Origin of the sequence: Streptococcus sp. OMI750 (assembly GCF_047463895.1) — a bacterium.
Taxonomy (GTDB): Bacteria; Bacillota; Bacilli; order Lactobacillales; family Streptococcaceae; genus Streptococcus.
The window spans coordinates 498,238-514,360 of the sequence record NZ_JASHCZ010000001.1 but is presented as its reverse complement, the minus strand read 5'-3'; the positions used below and the strand labels follow the sequence as shown (position 1 = coordinate 514,360).

The following is a 16,123-nucleotide window of genomic DNA, read 5'->3' as shown; positions in this document are numbered from 1 at the left end:
GAATCTATCTCAAAAAAATAAGAAGGAGACGTTTAGACTCATGACTTTGACTAAACAACACAAAAAAGTTATCCTTGTCGGTGACGGTGCTGTAGGTTCATCTTACGCATTTGCACTTGTCAACCAAGGAATTGCACAAGAGCTTGGAATTATTGAAATTCCTCAATTGCACGAAAAAGCTGTTGGAGATGCGCTTGACCTTAGCCACGCCCTTGCCTTTACTTCACCTAAGAAGATCTATGCAGCTGAGTACGCTGACTGTGCAGACGCTGATCTTGTTGTAATTACTGCAGGTGCTCCTCAAAAACCAGGTGAAACTCGTCTTGATCTTGTTGGTAAAAACCTTGCCATTAACAAATCAATCGTAACACAAGTTGTTGAATCAGGATTTAACGGTATCTTCCTTGTCGCTGCTAACCCAGTTGACGTTTTGACATACTCTACATGGAAATTCTCTGGATTCCCTAAAGAACGCGTTATTGGTTCAGGTACTTCACTTGACTCAGCTCGTTTCCGTCAAGCTCTTGCTGAAAAATTGGATGTCGATGCTCGTTCAGTGCACGCCTACATCATGGGTGAACACGGAGACTCAGAATTCGCCGTATGGTCACACGCTAACATCGCCGGTGTAAACCTTGAAGAATTCCTTAAAGACACTCAAAACGTTAAAGAAACTGAATTGATCGAATTGTTCGAAGGTGTTCGTGATGCTGCTTACACTATCATCAACAAAAAAGGTGCTACATACTACGGTATCGCAGTTGCCCTTGCTCGTATCACTAAAGCAATCCTTGATGATGAAAATGCAGTGCTTCCACTTTCAGTATTCCAAGAAGGCCAATATGGTATCAGCGATGTCTTTATCGGTCAACCAGCTGTTGTGGGTGGACACGGTATCGTACGTCCAGTAAATATCCCATTGAATGATGCTGAACTTCAAAAAATGCACGCTTCTGCAAAAGAATTACAAGCCATCATTGATGAAGCATGGAAAAACCCTGAATTCCAAGAAGCATCTAAAAACTAATCAATTAGTGATAAGACTCTCTAATGATAGAGAGTCTTTTTTTACTCTGGAAAAACAAAAAAGGTTGAGAAACTCAACCTTTTTTTCTTTCCACCCTGAGGGAATCGAACCCCCATCTCAAGAACCGGAATCTTACGTGATATCCATTACACTAAGGGTGGCAACTGTTATAGTATATCAAATTTTTAAGTATATTACAAGTAAAAAAAGCTTACCAAAAGGTAAGCTTTAAAAATATTATAATTCGATATCACCAAACAAGTCAGCCATTGAGAATCCAGTTTGAGTTTCTGGAAGATCAAAATCACGTTTTTCTTGTTTTGGACGACGTGGACGTTGTTGACGTTTTTCTTGTTTTTCGCCTTCTTCTTGAGCTGGACGTTCTTCAAGAGCTTTGATAGAAAGTGATACACGTTCATCAGCAGCATTTACTTCAAGAACTTTAACAGTTACTTCTTGTCCAACTTTAAGAACATCTTTTGGATTTTCAACACGTTTGTGTGAAATTTGTGAGATGTGAACAAGTCCATCAATACCTGGCAATACTTCAACGAATGCACCGAAGTCAGTCAAACGTTTAACAGTACCTTCGATGACATCACCAGCAGCTAATTTTTGTTCTACACCATCCCATGGTCCAGGTGTTGTAGCTTTCAATGAAAGTGATACACGACCTTCTTCTTCGTTCAAGTCAAGAACTTTCACTTCGATTTCTTCACCTACAGTAACAACTGATTTAGGTGAAACGTTGCGTTCATGTGACAATTCAGTCAAGTGAACCAATCCATCAACACCACCAAGGTCGATGAAAGCACCGAAGCTAGTGATACGGGCAACTTTACCAGTTACAACATCACCAACATTCAATTTACCGAATACTTCTGCGCGAGCAGCAGCTGATGCAGCTTCAACAACTTCACGACGAGAAAGGATAAAGCGGTTTTCTTTTGGATCTACTTCTTTGATTTTTGCATCAAATTCTTGACCTACGAAACGTTCAGTGTTACGTACAAAACGAGTATCAAGCATTGAAGCTGGAATAAATCCACGAAGTCCTTCAAATTCAACTGAAAGGCCACCTTTAACAGCGCGAGTTCCTTTAACAGTCACAACTTCTTCTTCACGTCCGACCAATTTGTCCCATGCTTTGCGAGCTTCTAAACGTTTTTTAGATACAAGGTAAGTTACTGTATCAGTATCTTTACCAACTACTTGACGAAGAACAAGCAATTCAAGTGTTTCACCTGGTTTTACCAAGTCGTTGATGTCAGCATCACGATCGTTTGTCAATTCGCGAAGAGTCAAAACACCTTCGACACCAGTTCCAGAGATTGCAACGTTAGCTTGGTTAGCGTCAACTGTCAATACTTCAGCAGTAACAACGTCACCTGGTTCAACTTGGCTAACACTGTTTAGCAAATCTTCAAATTCATTCATCTAAAAAATCCTCCAACAATCAAGTTTTCTAAACTTGACATACTTATAATTATTTTTCCTAAGCAAGCACTCGCAACGTAATCAAAATGATCTACAACGACATCTTCATATAAAGAAATAAAATACCTGAGTAGATATTTTACCACCTTATCTGATATTACCTAGAACTGGGGTAGCTGGATTCGAACCAACGCATGAGGGAGTCAAAGTCCCTTGCCTTACCGCTTGGCTATACCCCAAGAATGAAATGGAGAGAGAGGGATTCGAACCCCCGAACCCGAAGGAGCGGATTTACAGTCCGCCGCGTTTAGCCTCTTCGCTATCTCTCCATATAAATCAACAGGATCTATTATACCATTGATTTATTATGATTGCAAGCCCTTATTTGTTCAAATTATAATTTTCTATTAAAATTTCAACGGCTTTTTCAAGTTTTTTGTAAAGGGAATCAACATTTCCATTCTTGATAATGGCAAACTGCTCTCCCATATCTGCAATTTCACCAACCGTTTTCTTTCCAATAGACAAGGTAAATCCATCGAAGGTATCTTTACCAACTGTCACTTTGCTATCCACGATTTGAATCTCAATTTTTTTATCTTTTTTACTCATTTCAAACCTCTTTTCACTTTTTCTATTTTACAAAAATTCTTATAATGACGCAAGAAAAAAGGGAATGGGTTAGAAAGGAATTCCTTCGTAATCCCACTCCCACAAGGGTATTTTGAACCCTTATGAGCTTGAATGAGAACCTTAGTAGCAGATTCCTAAATGTTAATCCACTTTGATAATCCATCCTTCAGGCGCTTCAACATCTCCGAATTGGATCCCTGTCAATTCATCATAAAGTTTCCGTGTGACAGGTCCTACTTCTGTTTCTGAATAGAAGACATGGAAATCATCTCCATGTTGGACACCACCGATTGGGGAGATGACAGCTGCGGTACCACAAGCTCCTGCCTCAACGAAGCGATCTAATTCATTGATATAAACATCCCCTTCTATCGGTGTCATACCAAGACGGTGCTCTGCTAGATAGAGCAAGGAATATTTGGTAATCGATGGTAGGATAGAAGGACTCAATGGGGTCACAAATTCATGGTTGGCTGTGATTCCAAAGAAATTGGCCGATCCGACTTCTTCAATCTTGGTGTGGGTTGCTGGATCCAAATAAATTACGTCTGAAAAATTCCGAGATTTAGCTAATTTACCAGGTAGAAGGCTAGCTGCATAGTTCCCTCCAACCTTGGCTGCACCTGTACCATGAGGAGCAGCACGGTCATATTCATCTTGAATCAAAAAATTAGTCGGCACCAAACCACCTTTAAAGTAGTTTCCAACTGGCATAGCAAAGATGGTAAAGATATACTCATCAGCAGGCTTGACTCCAATGATATCTCCAACCCCAATTAATAGCGGACGGAGGTAAAGAGTTCCTCCAGTACCATACGGTGGAACGTAATCTTCGTTGGCTTTCACAACTGCCTTACAAGCATCGACAAACATGTCCGTTGGAACTTGTGGCATCAGCAAACGATCGGATGTCCGTTGCAAACGTTTGGCATTTTCATCTGGACGGAACAATTGGATGCTTCCATCTTTTGTACGGTAGGCTTTCAACCCTTCAAAGGCTTGCTGACCGTAATGCAAGCTAGGAGACGACTCTGACAAATGCAAAGTCGCATCTTCAGTTAATCCGCCTTTTTCCCATGCTCCATTGCGGTAATGAGCTAAATAGCGAAAGGGTAATTTCATATATGAAAAGCCAAGGTTTTCCCAATCAAGTGATACTGTCATGATCGTACTCCTTAAATTCTTTCTATTCGACCTGGTTCAGGTCCATTTAATTTCTCAATCTATGTAGACTATTGTACACCATTTCATGAGAATTTCAAGTGATATTTTCAATTTTCAGAAAATTTATTTTTAAAGAAAGTCAGTCTTGTAACAGACCGACACTTTCTTTTATTTGATGGTGGCAGAAAAAACTTCATGATCCGAAATGGTGTCATTTATGAAGGATCCATTACTTGTTCTTTCTGAAAGACTTAATTGAGTCAGATCAACCTCTGTCACCTGACCTGTTGTGGAGGTAATCTGAAGGATTTGATCCTGCTCTCCCACTTCTTCCTGGCTCGTAAAGAGATCAAAATCTCCCTGATCTGTATAGACTGGTCCTGCCATGAAGACACGATGTGGCTTAGACTTCAGTTCACGTAAGACTTGAAGACCACGTTTTGCACGGCTGGTCACTGGAATATCATCTTGGGACATCCGTTTGAGACTGCCTCGCTGGGTCAGAATGTACATGCTTGGTGTTGTTGACTTAAAGACAGCTGCAACTTTATCCCCGTCTTTCAGGTTAATAGCTTTAACACCTGCTGCTTTGGCACCAACTACTGGCACCTCTTCAATATTGAAGCGCAACCCATAACCATTCTTAGTAATGATCATGATGTCCTCGAGGACAACTGGCGCTACTGCTACGATACGGTCGTCTTGGTCTTTTAGCTTAGCATACTTAGTCGATTTAGAACGATAAGTCCGCCATGGGCTCAATTCCTTGCGTTCAAAGCGTTTGATTTGACCTTGTTGGGTAGCTGCAAAGTAGGTCACGCCCTCAAACTGATCCACAATCTCCGCAAAGAGAATTTCTTCTTCCTGCTCGAAATTGGTCAAGGTCTGACTGAGGTGTTCTCCGATGTCCTTCCACTTGGTATCTGCCAATTCATGAATTGGTCGATAGATGGCATTCCCCAAGTTGGTAAAGAGTAAGAGATGCTGAGTGGTCTTAGCAGGCTCTACGAAAATCAACTCATCGTCGTCCCGCTTACCGACTTCTTCCAGTGTTGAGGCATTGAAAGAACGAGGCGAGGTCCGTTTGATATATCCAGCACGGGTTACGCTGACGAAGGTTTCCTCTTCGACAATGAGGCTGGCTGTGTCAATCTCAATTGTTTTAGCAGTGTCTTGCAACTCACTACGACGCGGATTGCCAAAGAGCTTCTTGACTTCACGTAATTCCTTCTTCATGAGATTGAACATGGTCCGTTCATCCCCAATGATAGCGGCCAAGGTCGCGATTTGCTCCTTGAGGTTAGCATGCTCTTCTTCCAAGGTGACAATATCTGTATTGGTCAAACGGTACAGTTGCAAGGTGACAATGGCTTCTGCTTGTTCTTCGGTGAAATCGTAACTGATCTTAAGGTTTTCCTTAGCATCTGCCTTGTTATCAGAAGCACGGATCAGAGCGATGACTTCATCAAGGATAGAAATGACGCGAATCAATCCCTCTACAATGTGGAGGCGTCGTTCGGCCTTTTCCTTGTCAAAGCGAGAGCGAGCGACAATGATATCTCGACGGTGAGCAATGTAGCTAGACAGAATCGGTAAAATCCCCACTTGACGTGGTGTGTAGTTATCAATCGCCACCATATTGAAGTTGTAGTTGACCTGCAAATCTGTATACTTGAACAAGTAGTTCAAGATCAAATCTGCATTGGCATCTTTCTTCAACTCAATGGCAATACGAAGACCATCCCGATCAGACTCATCTCGAACTTCTGCAATACCGGCCACCTTGTTATTGACACGAACATCGTCGATCTTCTTGACCAAGACGGCCTTGTTGATCTCATAAGGAATCTCAGTGACGACGATTTGCTGCTTGCCGCCTTTGAGTTGCTCGATCTCTGTTTTAGAACGGACAACCACCCGTCCCTTACCAGTTTCATAGGCTTTCTTGATCTCATCGCGACCTTGGATAATGGCACCGGTCGGGAAATCAGGTCCAGGAAGAAACTCCATGAGTTTGTCTACCTTAGCAGAAGGATGGTCGATCATGTAGACCACCGCATCAATGACTTCAGCAAGGTTATGGGGCGGAATATCTGTCGCATAACCAGCTGAAATCCCTGTAGCCCCATTGACCAAGAGGTTTGGAAAGGCTGCAGGCAAAACAGTTGGCTCTTTTTCTGTATCGTCAAAGTTCCAGGCAAATGGCACTGTGTTCTTTTCGATATCTTGAAGGAGATAACCAGCAATTTCAGATAGACGGGCTTCCGTATAACGCATGGCAGCAGGTGGATCACCGTCCATGGAACCATTGTTACCATGCATCTCAACAAGAATCTCACGATTCTTCCAGTCTTGAGACATGCGGACCATGGCATCATAGATCGAACTATCCCCGTGAGGATGGAAATTCCCCATGATATTTCCGACAGACTTGGCAGACTTGCGGTAGCCCTTGTCATGGGTATTGCCGTCCTTATTCATAGAATAAAGAATCCGCCGTTGAACAGGTTTCAAGCCATCCCGAATATCAGGAAGGGCCCGTTCTTGAATAATGTATTTGGAGTAGCGACCAAAGCGCTCTCCCATGATGTCCTCTAAGGACATATTTTGGATATTACTCATATAGGATACAAAGCCCGTAAAATACAAAGTGAAAATAGGAAATTCTTTCAGTGAGCCTTGCTCACAAGAGAATTTATCTTTTTCACACAGTATTTAGGGCGTGTTCAACTCCTTTCAAAGAATGTTGAGTAGATTTTTTAGAAAAAGGAATTCAGTTACTACAAGTAACCAAAGACTTCTTTCTGTAGTTTAAGATGTTTAAAATAGTTGATTGGATTAATGATTCGACAGTTTTTCCTCGGCATAAACCATCATCTTCTTAGCCACTTCCTTATCATAGTCAAAGCCCATCTTCTTGGCTAAATCTTGCGCTTCTCTATGAAAGAGACTCATAGTAGCTAATAAAGACTGAGTGATTTTCTCTATACTTGAAAAATCAAGGAGAGCAGAGAATTCCTTCTCCTTCTCAGCAGGCAAGTAGTTAAAAAGATACTTGTAGTTCTTTTCGATATCAACTGCTCCCCTATCACTTGTCACCTGCCAAGCCAAGATCTTCAAGAGTTCTTGCTGGCAAATGCCATAGAGGTGATCAGTCGCATAGATGAGCTGATTTCTTCGTATCCCTTTGACGACATAAGCCGATACCCACCAAAATTCATTGCAGGATGCTGCAAATTCCTCTTCGGAGGGCGGAGCGGTCCAGTAGCGCTTGGCATTAGGCTGATAGGCTTCAAACAAACCTTTTTCGTCTTTTAGCACTCTGAAACCTGCCTCGCTGTCCACCCACTCTTGGATGTGTTCCTTGGGACAGAGGGTCAAATCGATGCGATTGCCATCTTCAAAGAGCATGAGGTAAAGATGACGATGTCCTAGAATAACATTTTGCTCAATGATGCGTTTTCCAAACTGGTCCAGCCATGATAAATCAGAAATCAGGCCTTCTAGATTATCAACAATATAAACCACATCATAATCTTGAAACTCATCTTTTGGGGACTGAGGATTCGTTCGGGATCCGGATAAAGCCACTGCTTCCGCTTGCAAGTTCTCAGCTATCTGCAAGATCAGATCCATTATTTTATCATCGCAGTTACGATACACTCCATTTAGTTCTTTTTTTATCATATTATTGTTTTATAATTTCAATTATATTAATAACTAGCATCAAAATAATTCAACTTTACTTAATATTTTAAAAGCTTTATTACGTTTTTCACTGTCATCTATCCCCTTAACTTGTGTTAATAAATGGTTGGCATCTATAAGACTATCATACTGACTATATCTAAAGATTTTATTTTCAGAATCATAAACACTTTTTCTCTTTAATTTATCAATTAAATCAGGAGAAACAATTATATTTTCAGAACTATCAAAAATATAATACTTAATTATATTTTCAAATAAACTGTCATTTTCTCCGTTATTATAATTAACATATTCATCTTTAAGCAATTTTAACAATTTGTCATTTAAATAGTCATTTTCTTCATTTGGTACTACACAATAAAAATATGCTGAAAAAACTTTATTATTTGGAATTAAACCAAAACTACATCCCAAATGTTTCGTGACCAAAGAATCGTTATAAGAAATCTCTGTACAACCTGCACCACACCATTTTATTGGTTTATTTTTTAATTTAAATGCATATACTTTAAAATGTCTATCAATTTCAGTATCAGTTAATGGAATTTTCTTAATTACTTTATCAAATTTGGTTTTTAATACTTCTAAATTTGATATATTAGTTTTGGTGTTTGCTATTTTTATTGCATTATCATAAATAATATTCCTTTTTTGGGTTATAACTGAAGAAAGTGATTTCCCGACTCCTTTTTCTGAATCAAGTGTATCTTCATATGCTGCTTTCAGAGCGTAGTTTTCTTTTAAATAATGATATAAAAAGAAACGATAAGAATACAAAAACAAATACTGTTTGACAGAAGGAATCGGTTTTAAAATTTCTATTGGTGAAAAAATATGACTATCATGTTCTTTACAAAATAGTGGCATAGTACCTGCGTCATTTATATTGATTTCATAAAATAATTCATTATGCAAATCAGGATTTTGTAAATTACTAATAATACTTTTAATATCGGTAGAAAAAACAGAATATCCGTTATTAGTTCTTCCTGCAATCTGTTTTTCTAATAAATTCCTAGGAAAAGTATGAGATTTAATAGGTTTCCTATCGCAATTAGGAAATTGACATTTTTTTCCTTTAGATTCAAAAAAACGCTTCATATTATCTCGGTCGAAAGCTTGAAGTTTTTTTCTATCAGTTATAGAAATAGCATGAAGATTATTTCGTTCCATTTGCTTCTTTAGCTTCTCAATTACCAAATGACAATGTTTGTATTTTTTTCCTGAATTACATGGACATTTATCATTTCTTTTGATACACATACTTCAACTTCCTTTTTTTAAAGCATCTTTTATATTTTATTTTGGCTCCTTACTTAAAAAACAACTTCCCCACTCTCCTCAAGCGTAAACTTAACGTTATCTTCAATCCATTGGCGGCGTGGAGCTGCCTTATCGCCCATGAGGACTGAGACACGGCGTTCTGCACGCGCTAGATCATCAATGGTAACACGGATCAAGGTTCGAGTTTCTGGATTCATGGTGGTTTCCCAAAGCTGATCGGCATTCATTTCCCCCAACCCTTTGTAACGTTGGAGGGTTGCTCCACGGCCAAAGGTCCGACGTAGGTCTTCCAATTCGCTATCTGTCCAAGCATAAGCCACTTCTTCTTTCTTCCCTTTGCCTTTAGACATCTTGTAAAGAGGAGGCATGGCGATATAGACCCGTCCTGCTTCAACCAAGGGGCGCATATACCGGTAGAAGAATGTTAGAAGCAAGGTCTGAATGTGTGCTCCATCCGTATCCGCATCGGTCATAATGATAATCTTGTCATAGTTGGCATCTTCGATCGTAAAGTCAGCCCCAACTCCAGCACCGATGGTATAGATCATAGTGTTGATTTCCTCGTTTTTGAGGATATCGCTCATGTTGGCCTTTTCAGTATTGAGAACCTTCCCTCGAAGTGGAAGGATGGCCTGGAACTTGCGGTCCCGACCTTGCTTAGCCGATCCACCAGCTGAGTCTCCTTCGACTAGATAGAGTTCGTTCTTAGCAGCATTCTTGGACTGGGCCGGGGTCAATTTACCAGATAAAAGTCCCTTATCCTTCTTATTCTTCTTCCCATTACGACTCTCATCACGCGCCTTCCGAGCTGCTTCACGCGCATCCCGAGCCTTGATAGCCTTGCGAATCAGATTGGAAGCTAGTTCCCCATTTTCCATGAGGAAGAAGGTCAACTTGTCAGCGACAATGCCATCAACAACTGGACGAGCCAGTGGACTTCCTAGTTTGTCCTTGGTTTGTCCTTCAAACTGCAAATGGGCTTCTGGAACCAAGATCGAAAGAACAGCTGAAAGACCTTCCCGGTAGTCTGAGCCTTCTAAGTTCTTGTCTTTTTCTTTGAGAAGTCCTGTTTTTCTTGCGTAGTCGTTCATGGCCTTGGTAATGGCTGTCTTGAGTCCTGTCTCGTGGGTTCCCCCATCTTTGGTACGGACATTATTGACAAAGGACAAGATATTGTCAGAGTATCCATCATTGTATTGGAGAGCAACTTCTACTTGGAAGCCTTCTGATTCCCCATTAAAGTAGAGAACCGGCGTCAAGGTTTCCTTATCTTCGTTCAAGTACTCAACGAAATCCTGTACCCCATTCTCGTAATGGAAGGCTACATGGTTGTCTTCTTCCTTACGAAGATCGGTCAACGTCAGTGTTACATCCTTGAGCAAGAAAGCCGACTCCTTGATCCGTTCTGCAATAGTATTAAACTTGAAATCCGTCGTTGAGAAGATGGTGGCATCCGGCATGAAGGTAACCTTAGTTCCCGTCTTAGACTTAGGAGCCGTTCCTATCTTCTCAAGTGTGGTAACTGGTTTCCCACCATCCTCAAAGCGTTGTTTATAGACCGCTCCATCACGGGTAATCTCTACCTCAAGCCAGCTGGAGAGGGCGTTCACGACCGAAGATCCCACCCCGTGGAGACCACCAGAGGTCTTATAGCCCCCTTGACCAAACTTCCCTCCAGCGTGGAGGATCGTAAAGATGACCTCAACGGTTGGTTTACCCATGGCATGCATCCCGGTCGGCATCCCCCGACCTTGGTCCGCTACAGATAGGGAACCGTCTTTGTTAATCGTAACGTCAATTTGAGAACCAAAACCAGATAGGGCTTCATCGACCGCATTGTCGACAATTTCCCAGACCAAATGGTGGAGACCATTTCCATCTGTCGATCCGATATACATCCCTGGACGTTTGCGGACCGCATCCAACCCTTCTAGTACCTGAATGGCATCGTCATTATAATTATTAATGTTGATTTCCTTTTTAGACACAAGGAACCTCCTGTTTGTTCATCTTTTCTATATTACAGCTTTTTAGGAATTTTTGCAAAATTTTTCTTTCTTCTCTTCTCGCAAGTAGACGGTTTTATTGCTATTTATCAAAAAAGCTGTCCGGTGAGACATTTGGCTACAACATTTTCTTTTTCATTTAGAGCAATTTTGATATAATGAAACTATGATAAAAACAATTCTTTTACTCGTATTAGCATACCTATTAGGCTCCATTCCTTCTGGTTTGTGGATTGGGAAAGCCTTCTTTAACATCAATCTACGCGAACACGGTTCTGGAAATACAGGGACCACCAATACCTTCCGTATCTTAGGAACGAAGGCAGGTCTGGTCGTCTTTGCAGTTGATTTCCTTAAAGGAACCTTGGCTGTTTTATTGCCGACTATTTTTGGGGTTACAGGAATTTCGCCAATGGTCTTTGGCCTTCTAGCAGTCATCGGTCATACCTTCCCAATTTTTGCAGGCTTTAAAGGTGGCAAGGCAGTAGCGACCAGTGCTGGTGTCCTCATCGGCTTCTCACCTCTCTTTCTATTTATCTTAGCTATTTATTTCTTTAGCAGCCTCTATTTGACAAGTATGATTTCCTTTTCCAGTGTGACAGTCGCAATCTTGGCTAGTATCGGCGTCCTCATCCTTCCACTGACTGGATGGATCCTCCCAAGCTACGATATCATCTTTACCATTATCGTCCTCGCACTGGCGACCTTGATTATCATCCGCCACAAGGACAACATCAAACGAATCCTCAACAAGAAAGAAAATATCGTCACCTGGGGTAAAAACATCACCCATCAAAAACAAAAAAACTAGGGCTTTTGCTCTAGTTTTTTTATGTTCATCAATGGAAGGTCTCTGAAAGAAAGCAAATAGAAGTCTCCCCTCCACTTCCTCTATAAGGTCACTTTCAAGAGTCTCTCTATTTCTTGATAAAGAATCTCTGTTGGTTGATAAGCCTTGCTTTGTTGAGCGAGGACCTTTAGATGAGTCCAATCTTCCCTAGAAACCAATTCATTAAATAAGCGCAAGACTTCGGATTCCGTTTTTTTACGAGAGACCAAACCTATTTGGAATAACTCAGCCCGAACTGCATTGTCAAACTGGTCATAGTCCTGGGGCAAAATCAAACTTGGAATCCCAAGATCAATACAACCCATCATGATCCCTGCACCTGCATGATGAATGGCAAAGTCCATTTGATCTAAAACATCTGAATAAGGGAGGTAATCAAAGATCAGAAGATTTTCCGACAACATGCTAGGTGGATTCTCAATACCACTAGGGTCTCCTAGGGTTACGTAAAAGACATAGTCAGGATATTCTTGGCTCAAAAGCTTTGCATACTCCACCATCCGCTCTTTTTCCCATTTTAAATGAGTCCCGGAAGTGACGAAGACCCGCTTATTAGAGCTAGTGAAATACTGCTTCTGCTCTTGAGGAAGTCGGTCAAAAGATAGACAGCGATAACCAACCCATTTAAGCTGGGATGGAAAATCGTCTCGAAACTCCAACTCTTTCATGCCCAGAGCCAAGATTGAATAGGGAGAATAGATAGCTTCTGTCCCGTCTTCGCGATACAATTTGAAACCCTCTAGGGTATCGAGATTCTTCTTAACCAGAGCAAATCCAACCTTCTTTGCCAAACGAATGACTTGCCTGCCTAGTGCATCTCTCCACTTATAGAAGATGCCCTGATGCGGTTTCCAGCCTCCCAGATATGCAGGGGTTGTCGTGCGACTTTCAATCGCTACTGGACTTGGAATGGTCGTAATCCAGGGAATTTCCAAACGATCAGCTAACATACCTGCAGGAGCTGCTACAAAATCTGCAATAACCAAGTCTGGTCTTCCTTCAGCCTCCCAAATTCGATTTATTTCGTCGAAAACCTCAGGGACCAGCCTGCTATTGGCCATTAATTGTTGGTACATGATCAATAGATTTGCTTGCTTGGCTGTATTGGCTATATCTTCCATCACTGTCGGTCGGTCAGGAAACAAGGCAAGGCAGTCAAAACCAATCTGCTCAACCAATGCCTTTTTCTGAAAACCTGTAATGACACGGATCTGAAAACGAGGATCCTCCAGCAAGGGCTTCACTAGGGTCAAGGTGGGAAATAAATGGCCACTAAAGGGGACGCTAATTACATCGATTTTTATCACTTTTGCTAATCCAGTCATAGATGATTCCTTTCACATCTTCTCTGTATTTATAGCTATAATAATCCGTATCCACCTGAAAATCCGCTGAGTGGCGATCCAGAATACGTGAATAAGGATCTTTCTTTCCTTTGATGACCAGTAGCTCTAGTTCCTTTTGACGTAAGAGAAGCTGGGAAACCAGGCCAAGCGCTATCACGCGCAATCTTGGAAGGGTGACCTGATTCCCTAAACTTCTGAGCCACTGGGTCAGCATATTGACCCCTGAACTCTTACAAACAAGCACTACTTCCTGCGCTTCCAACAAGGGAGACAAGTGCTCCTGTAACAACTTTTGGAAACGAAAGTTCAAAATCGTATGCCAATAGTAGATAACATTGGATGTAGCAGCCAACAAGAGGGATACTTGCGGAGAATTTATATGTTCAAAATCTTGATTGAAGGGAAAATTGCTGGCTACTACTGAGTAACCGGAAGGACAAATAGCATGGAGGAGATCTAACTGCCCAGCTGTCAACCCGGCACAAGTAATATCACTGCTCCCACTAAGAAAGAGAACCAAGCGATCAGAGTCTAGCATGGTCTGATCAGGAGACAAAGCAGACAAACGGTCTAGATAGGACTTCATCTTACTCATAACGAATCTTTCCATCCGTCACTCGAATCTTCCGCCCCCGCCAATGAATCACAGGAGGAGTCATTAGAACACAGATAAACAGCCAAGGAAGCAGAAAATCATTCATCACTTCGTAGATGACTTCATCCAAGTGTAGGCGATTGGATAGAATGCTTTGTCGATAGAGGAGCATCCATACTGCCTTGAATCCCAGTAAGACAAAGACTAGAAGAAGATAAGGCCAACCTAAAAAAAGACTTAGGATTAACCCTGGAAGAGGCAGAAAACTCGGTAAACCTATGAGGAAAAAGACCTTCCAGTCCATGTGTTCTTTGAGATAGATAGAGCTAAAGAGAAGCCAACGCTTCATCTGGAGCAGATATTGCTTGGCATCCTTGATAGTGGTTCGAACATTACAGGTGACCCGTGTTTGGATAATGGATACTCCTTTACTCCTTAAAAAATCGGCCACGGCTAAATCATCACATAGATAATCCTTAATCGCTGTGAAAAGCCCCTGTTCTTTTGCAAGTTCTACCGGTAGGATATAAAACATCCCGTTGATGGAGTGATTTGCCTCAACTTCTGCCATAGTAAAATAGGTAATAAAAGAATTGCCATTAACGAATGCTGCGACCAGCTTGGACCAGAAATTGCTTCTCTCCTGGTTATAAGGAATACCTGTCAGAATGACCTCTTGACCCAAATAGGCAGTTAGCTCACCCATTTTAGAAAAATCAATCACACTATCATCGTCCAAAACAATCAGATAAGGCCGAGTTAGCTCCTCTACAACCTGCTCAATCTTGTAACTCTTGGGATTAATACCTTGAGGGACGTCTTCAATGAGAAAGATTCGAATGCGTTGGGCAAAGGAAGCCTCTTGGCAAATCTGATCTGCTACTCGTTGGGCTTCTATATCAGACTGGTCAATCAACCAGTAGAATTCCACTGCTTCTGTTTGCTGAAGATTAGCCCGCAAATCACTCTCTAAACGAGGATCACCAGAGAGAATTGGTTGGACCACTGTAAAAAGCTCTTCTGGGAAATCAGCAGAATGAGCCTGACCTTTTTTATAATAAGTAAAGGACAGCAACCAACGGACGAGAAATAAGAGAAGATAAGAAACGCCTAAAAATATAAATACAAATTTCATCTATTTAATCCCTTTCGTAAATACCTTGCAAGGAGGCGAATAATCCATCTTTGGGGAAGCAGACGACCTAGCAAAACGAGCAAGCGATAGCGAAGGCCGATAATCGCATAGGAAGTATCCCTTTCTATAAATCGGATCAACTGCTGAGCGACTTTCTTGGGCTTCATCTGTAAGCGACTGCCACCCAATGCTTCTACAAGTTTGGGAGGAAAAATAGCTGTTTGGACTGGTCCAAGAATATAGAGACCTAGCTGGACCGGGGAATCTGATTGCCTCAGTTCCTCCTGGAGAGCAAGAGTGTAGGTCTGCAAGGCAGCCTTACTGGCACTGTAGGCTGCTAGATAGGGATGAGGAAAAAGAGCAGCCAGAGATGACAGCTGCACCAAGTGGATCTTCTGATTCTTTTGCACTAACTGCTTAATTAGTTGGACCGGAGCGTGGTAATTGACTTGCCAGAGGTCTTGCTCATTGGCTGAATCAAGGTCACTTCCACGGGAAAAATAGGCTAATCCCGCACAATTGACAAGAAGATCTGCATCTAGGTTCTCTACAAAAGCTTCTAGTGCCATTTGATCTAGCATATCTAATGTTAGGATTGACAGTTTCGCCTTGCTCCCAGTTAGTTCTTTTTTGACTTGGGAGAGTTTATCAGCATCTCGACCCACTAAGACCAGATAATCCAGACTTCTTGCCAGTTCTTTCGCTAGCTGCCGGCCAATCCCTCCTGTAGCCCCTAAAATGATCGCTTTATTAATTGTATCTTCCATCTTCATAGCTCTAGTGTACCAAATTTCAACCAGTTAGAAAACTCCTACTACCATATTCTAACTTTACGGTTCAACCCCTACTTATAAAAAAAAGTCTCTATCGCAAAAATAGAGTCCTTTTACCTTTTGTCTATTTCCAAACCGTACTTCGATAACTACTAGCTGGTA

13 protein-coding genes and 3 tRNA genes are annotated in these 16,123 nt (G+C 41.5%); 2 read left to right on the top strand and 14 right to left on the bottom strand.

Annotation, left to right across the window (positions count from 1 at the left end):
* Positions 1 to 40: 40 nt before the first annotated feature.
* Entirely contained in the window at positions 41 to 1,027 is a 987-nt protein-coding gene (locus QM830_RS02720; protein WP_414325523.1) for an L-lactate dehydrogenase, read from the top strand.
* Between the two features lie 89 nt (positions 1,028 to 1,116).
* On the opposite strand, the gene QM830_RS02715 is transcribed toward QM830_RS02720, so the two are convergent.
* From QM830_RS02715 to parE, 10 genes are all read right to left on the bottom strand, one after another.
* Positions 1,117 to 1,188 (bottom strand) — tRNA-Arg (locus QM830_RS02715).
* A gap of 76 nt (positions 1,189 to 1,264) precedes the next feature.
* Positions 1,265 to 2,464: a 30S ribosomal protein S1 gene (gene rpsA / locus QM830_RS02710; protein WP_009730966.1), complete on the bottom strand. Its 1,200-nt coding sequence runs from the start codon at positions 2,462 to 2,464 to the stop codon at positions 1,265 to 1,267.
* Positions 2,465 to 2,631: 167 nt separating this feature from the next.
* A tRNA-Gln gene (locus tag QM830_RS02705) sits at positions 2,632 to 2,703 on the bottom strand.
* Between the two features lie 9 nt (positions 2,704 to 2,712).
* Positions 2,713 to 2,793: transfer RNA gene (locus tag QM830_RS02700), tRNA-Tyr, on the bottom strand.
* 52 nt (positions 2,794 to 2,845) lie between these two features.
* Positions 2,846 to 3,076 (bottom strand): DUF2969 domain-containing protein, encoded by a 231-nt coding sequence (locus tag QM830_RS02695; RefSeq protein ID WP_414325521.1) that lies wholly within the window; start codon positions 3,074 to 3,076, stop codon positions 2,846 to 2,848.
* A 162-nt stretch (positions 3,077 to 3,238) separates the two neighbouring features.
* The gene (locus QM830_RS02690) at positions 3,239 to 4,264 is read right to left on the bottom strand and encodes a branched-chain amino acid aminotransferase (protein ID WP_332251623.1); all 1,026 of its coding nucleotides are present in this window, start codon (positions 4,262 to 4,264) and stop codon (positions 3,239 to 3,241) included.
* Positions 4,265 to 4,429: 165 nt separating this feature from the next.
* Complete coding sequence (gene parC, locus QM830_RS02685) at positions 4,430 to 6,883, bottom strand: DNA topoisomerase IV subunit A (protein WP_414325520.1); 2,454 nt, start codon at positions 6,881 to 6,883, stop codon at positions 4,430 to 4,432.
* A gap of 216 nt (positions 6,884 to 7,099) precedes the next feature.
* Positions 7,100 to 7,948 carry an aminoglycoside 6-adenylyltransferase gene (locus QM830_RS02680; protein ID WP_009730962.1) on the bottom strand — a complete coding sequence of 283 codons (849 nt, stop codon included), beginning with the start codon at positions 7,946 to 7,948 and terminating at the stop codon, positions 7,100 to 7,102.
* Between the two features lie 39 nt (positions 7,949 to 7,987).
* Complete coding sequence (locus QM830_RS02675; protein ID WP_009730961.1) at positions 7,988 to 9,235, bottom strand: SEC-C domain-containing protein; 1,248 nt, start codon at positions 9,233 to 9,235, stop codon at positions 7,988 to 7,990.
* Between the two features lie 53 nt (positions 9,236 to 9,288).
* Positions 9,289 to 11,244 carry a DNA topoisomerase IV subunit B gene (gene parE, locus QM830_RS02670; protein WP_414325518.1) on the bottom strand — a complete coding sequence of 652 codons (1,956 nt, stop codon included), beginning with the start codon at positions 11,242 to 11,244 and terminating at the stop codon, positions 9,289 to 9,291.
* A gap of 184 nt (positions 11,245 to 11,428) precedes the next feature.
* On the opposite strand from parE, the gene plsY reads away from it, so the two are divergent.
* Positions 11,429 to 12,073, top strand: a complete 645-nt coding sequence (gene plsY / locus QM830_RS02665; protein ID WP_414325517.1) for a glycerol-3-phosphate 1-O-acyltransferase PlsY — start codon at positions 11,429 to 11,431, stop codon at positions 12,071 to 12,073.
* Between the two features lie 80 nt (positions 12,074 to 12,153).
* Here the strand turns inward: plsY and QM830_RS02660 are convergent, their stop codons facing one another.
* The 4 genes from QM830_RS02660 to QM830_RS02645 are packed head-to-tail and all read right to left on the bottom strand — an operon-like array spanning position 12,154 to position 15,961.
* Positions 12,154 to 13,437 carry a glycosyltransferase gene (locus QM830_RS02660; protein WP_414325515.1) on the bottom strand — a complete coding sequence of 428 codons (1,284 nt, stop codon included), beginning with the start codon at positions 13,435 to 13,437 and terminating at the stop codon, positions 12,154 to 12,156.
* Entirely contained in the window at positions 13,397 to 14,053 is a 657-nt protein-coding gene (locus tag QM830_RS02655) for a hypothetical protein (protein WP_009730957.1), read from the bottom strand. The genes QM830_RS02660 and QM830_RS02655 overlap by 41 nt, the downstream gene beginning before the upstream one ends.
* The gene (locus QM830_RS02650) at positions 14,046 to 15,188 is read right to left on the bottom strand and encodes a glycosyltransferase (protein ID WP_414325513.1); all 1,143 of its coding nucleotides are present in this window, start codon (positions 15,186 to 15,188) and stop codon (positions 14,046 to 14,048) included. The genes QM830_RS02655 and QM830_RS02650 overlap by 8 nt, the downstream gene beginning before the upstream one ends.
* Positions 15,185 to 15,961, bottom strand: coding sequence for an SDR family NAD(P)-dependent oxidoreductase (locus QM830_RS02645; RefSeq protein ID WP_037613842.1), 777 nt, complete (start codon positions 15,959 to 15,961; stop codon positions 15,185 to 15,187). The genes QM830_RS02650 and QM830_RS02645 overlap by 4 nt, the downstream gene beginning before the upstream one ends.
* Positions 15,962 to 16,123 lie beyond the last annotated feature (162 nt).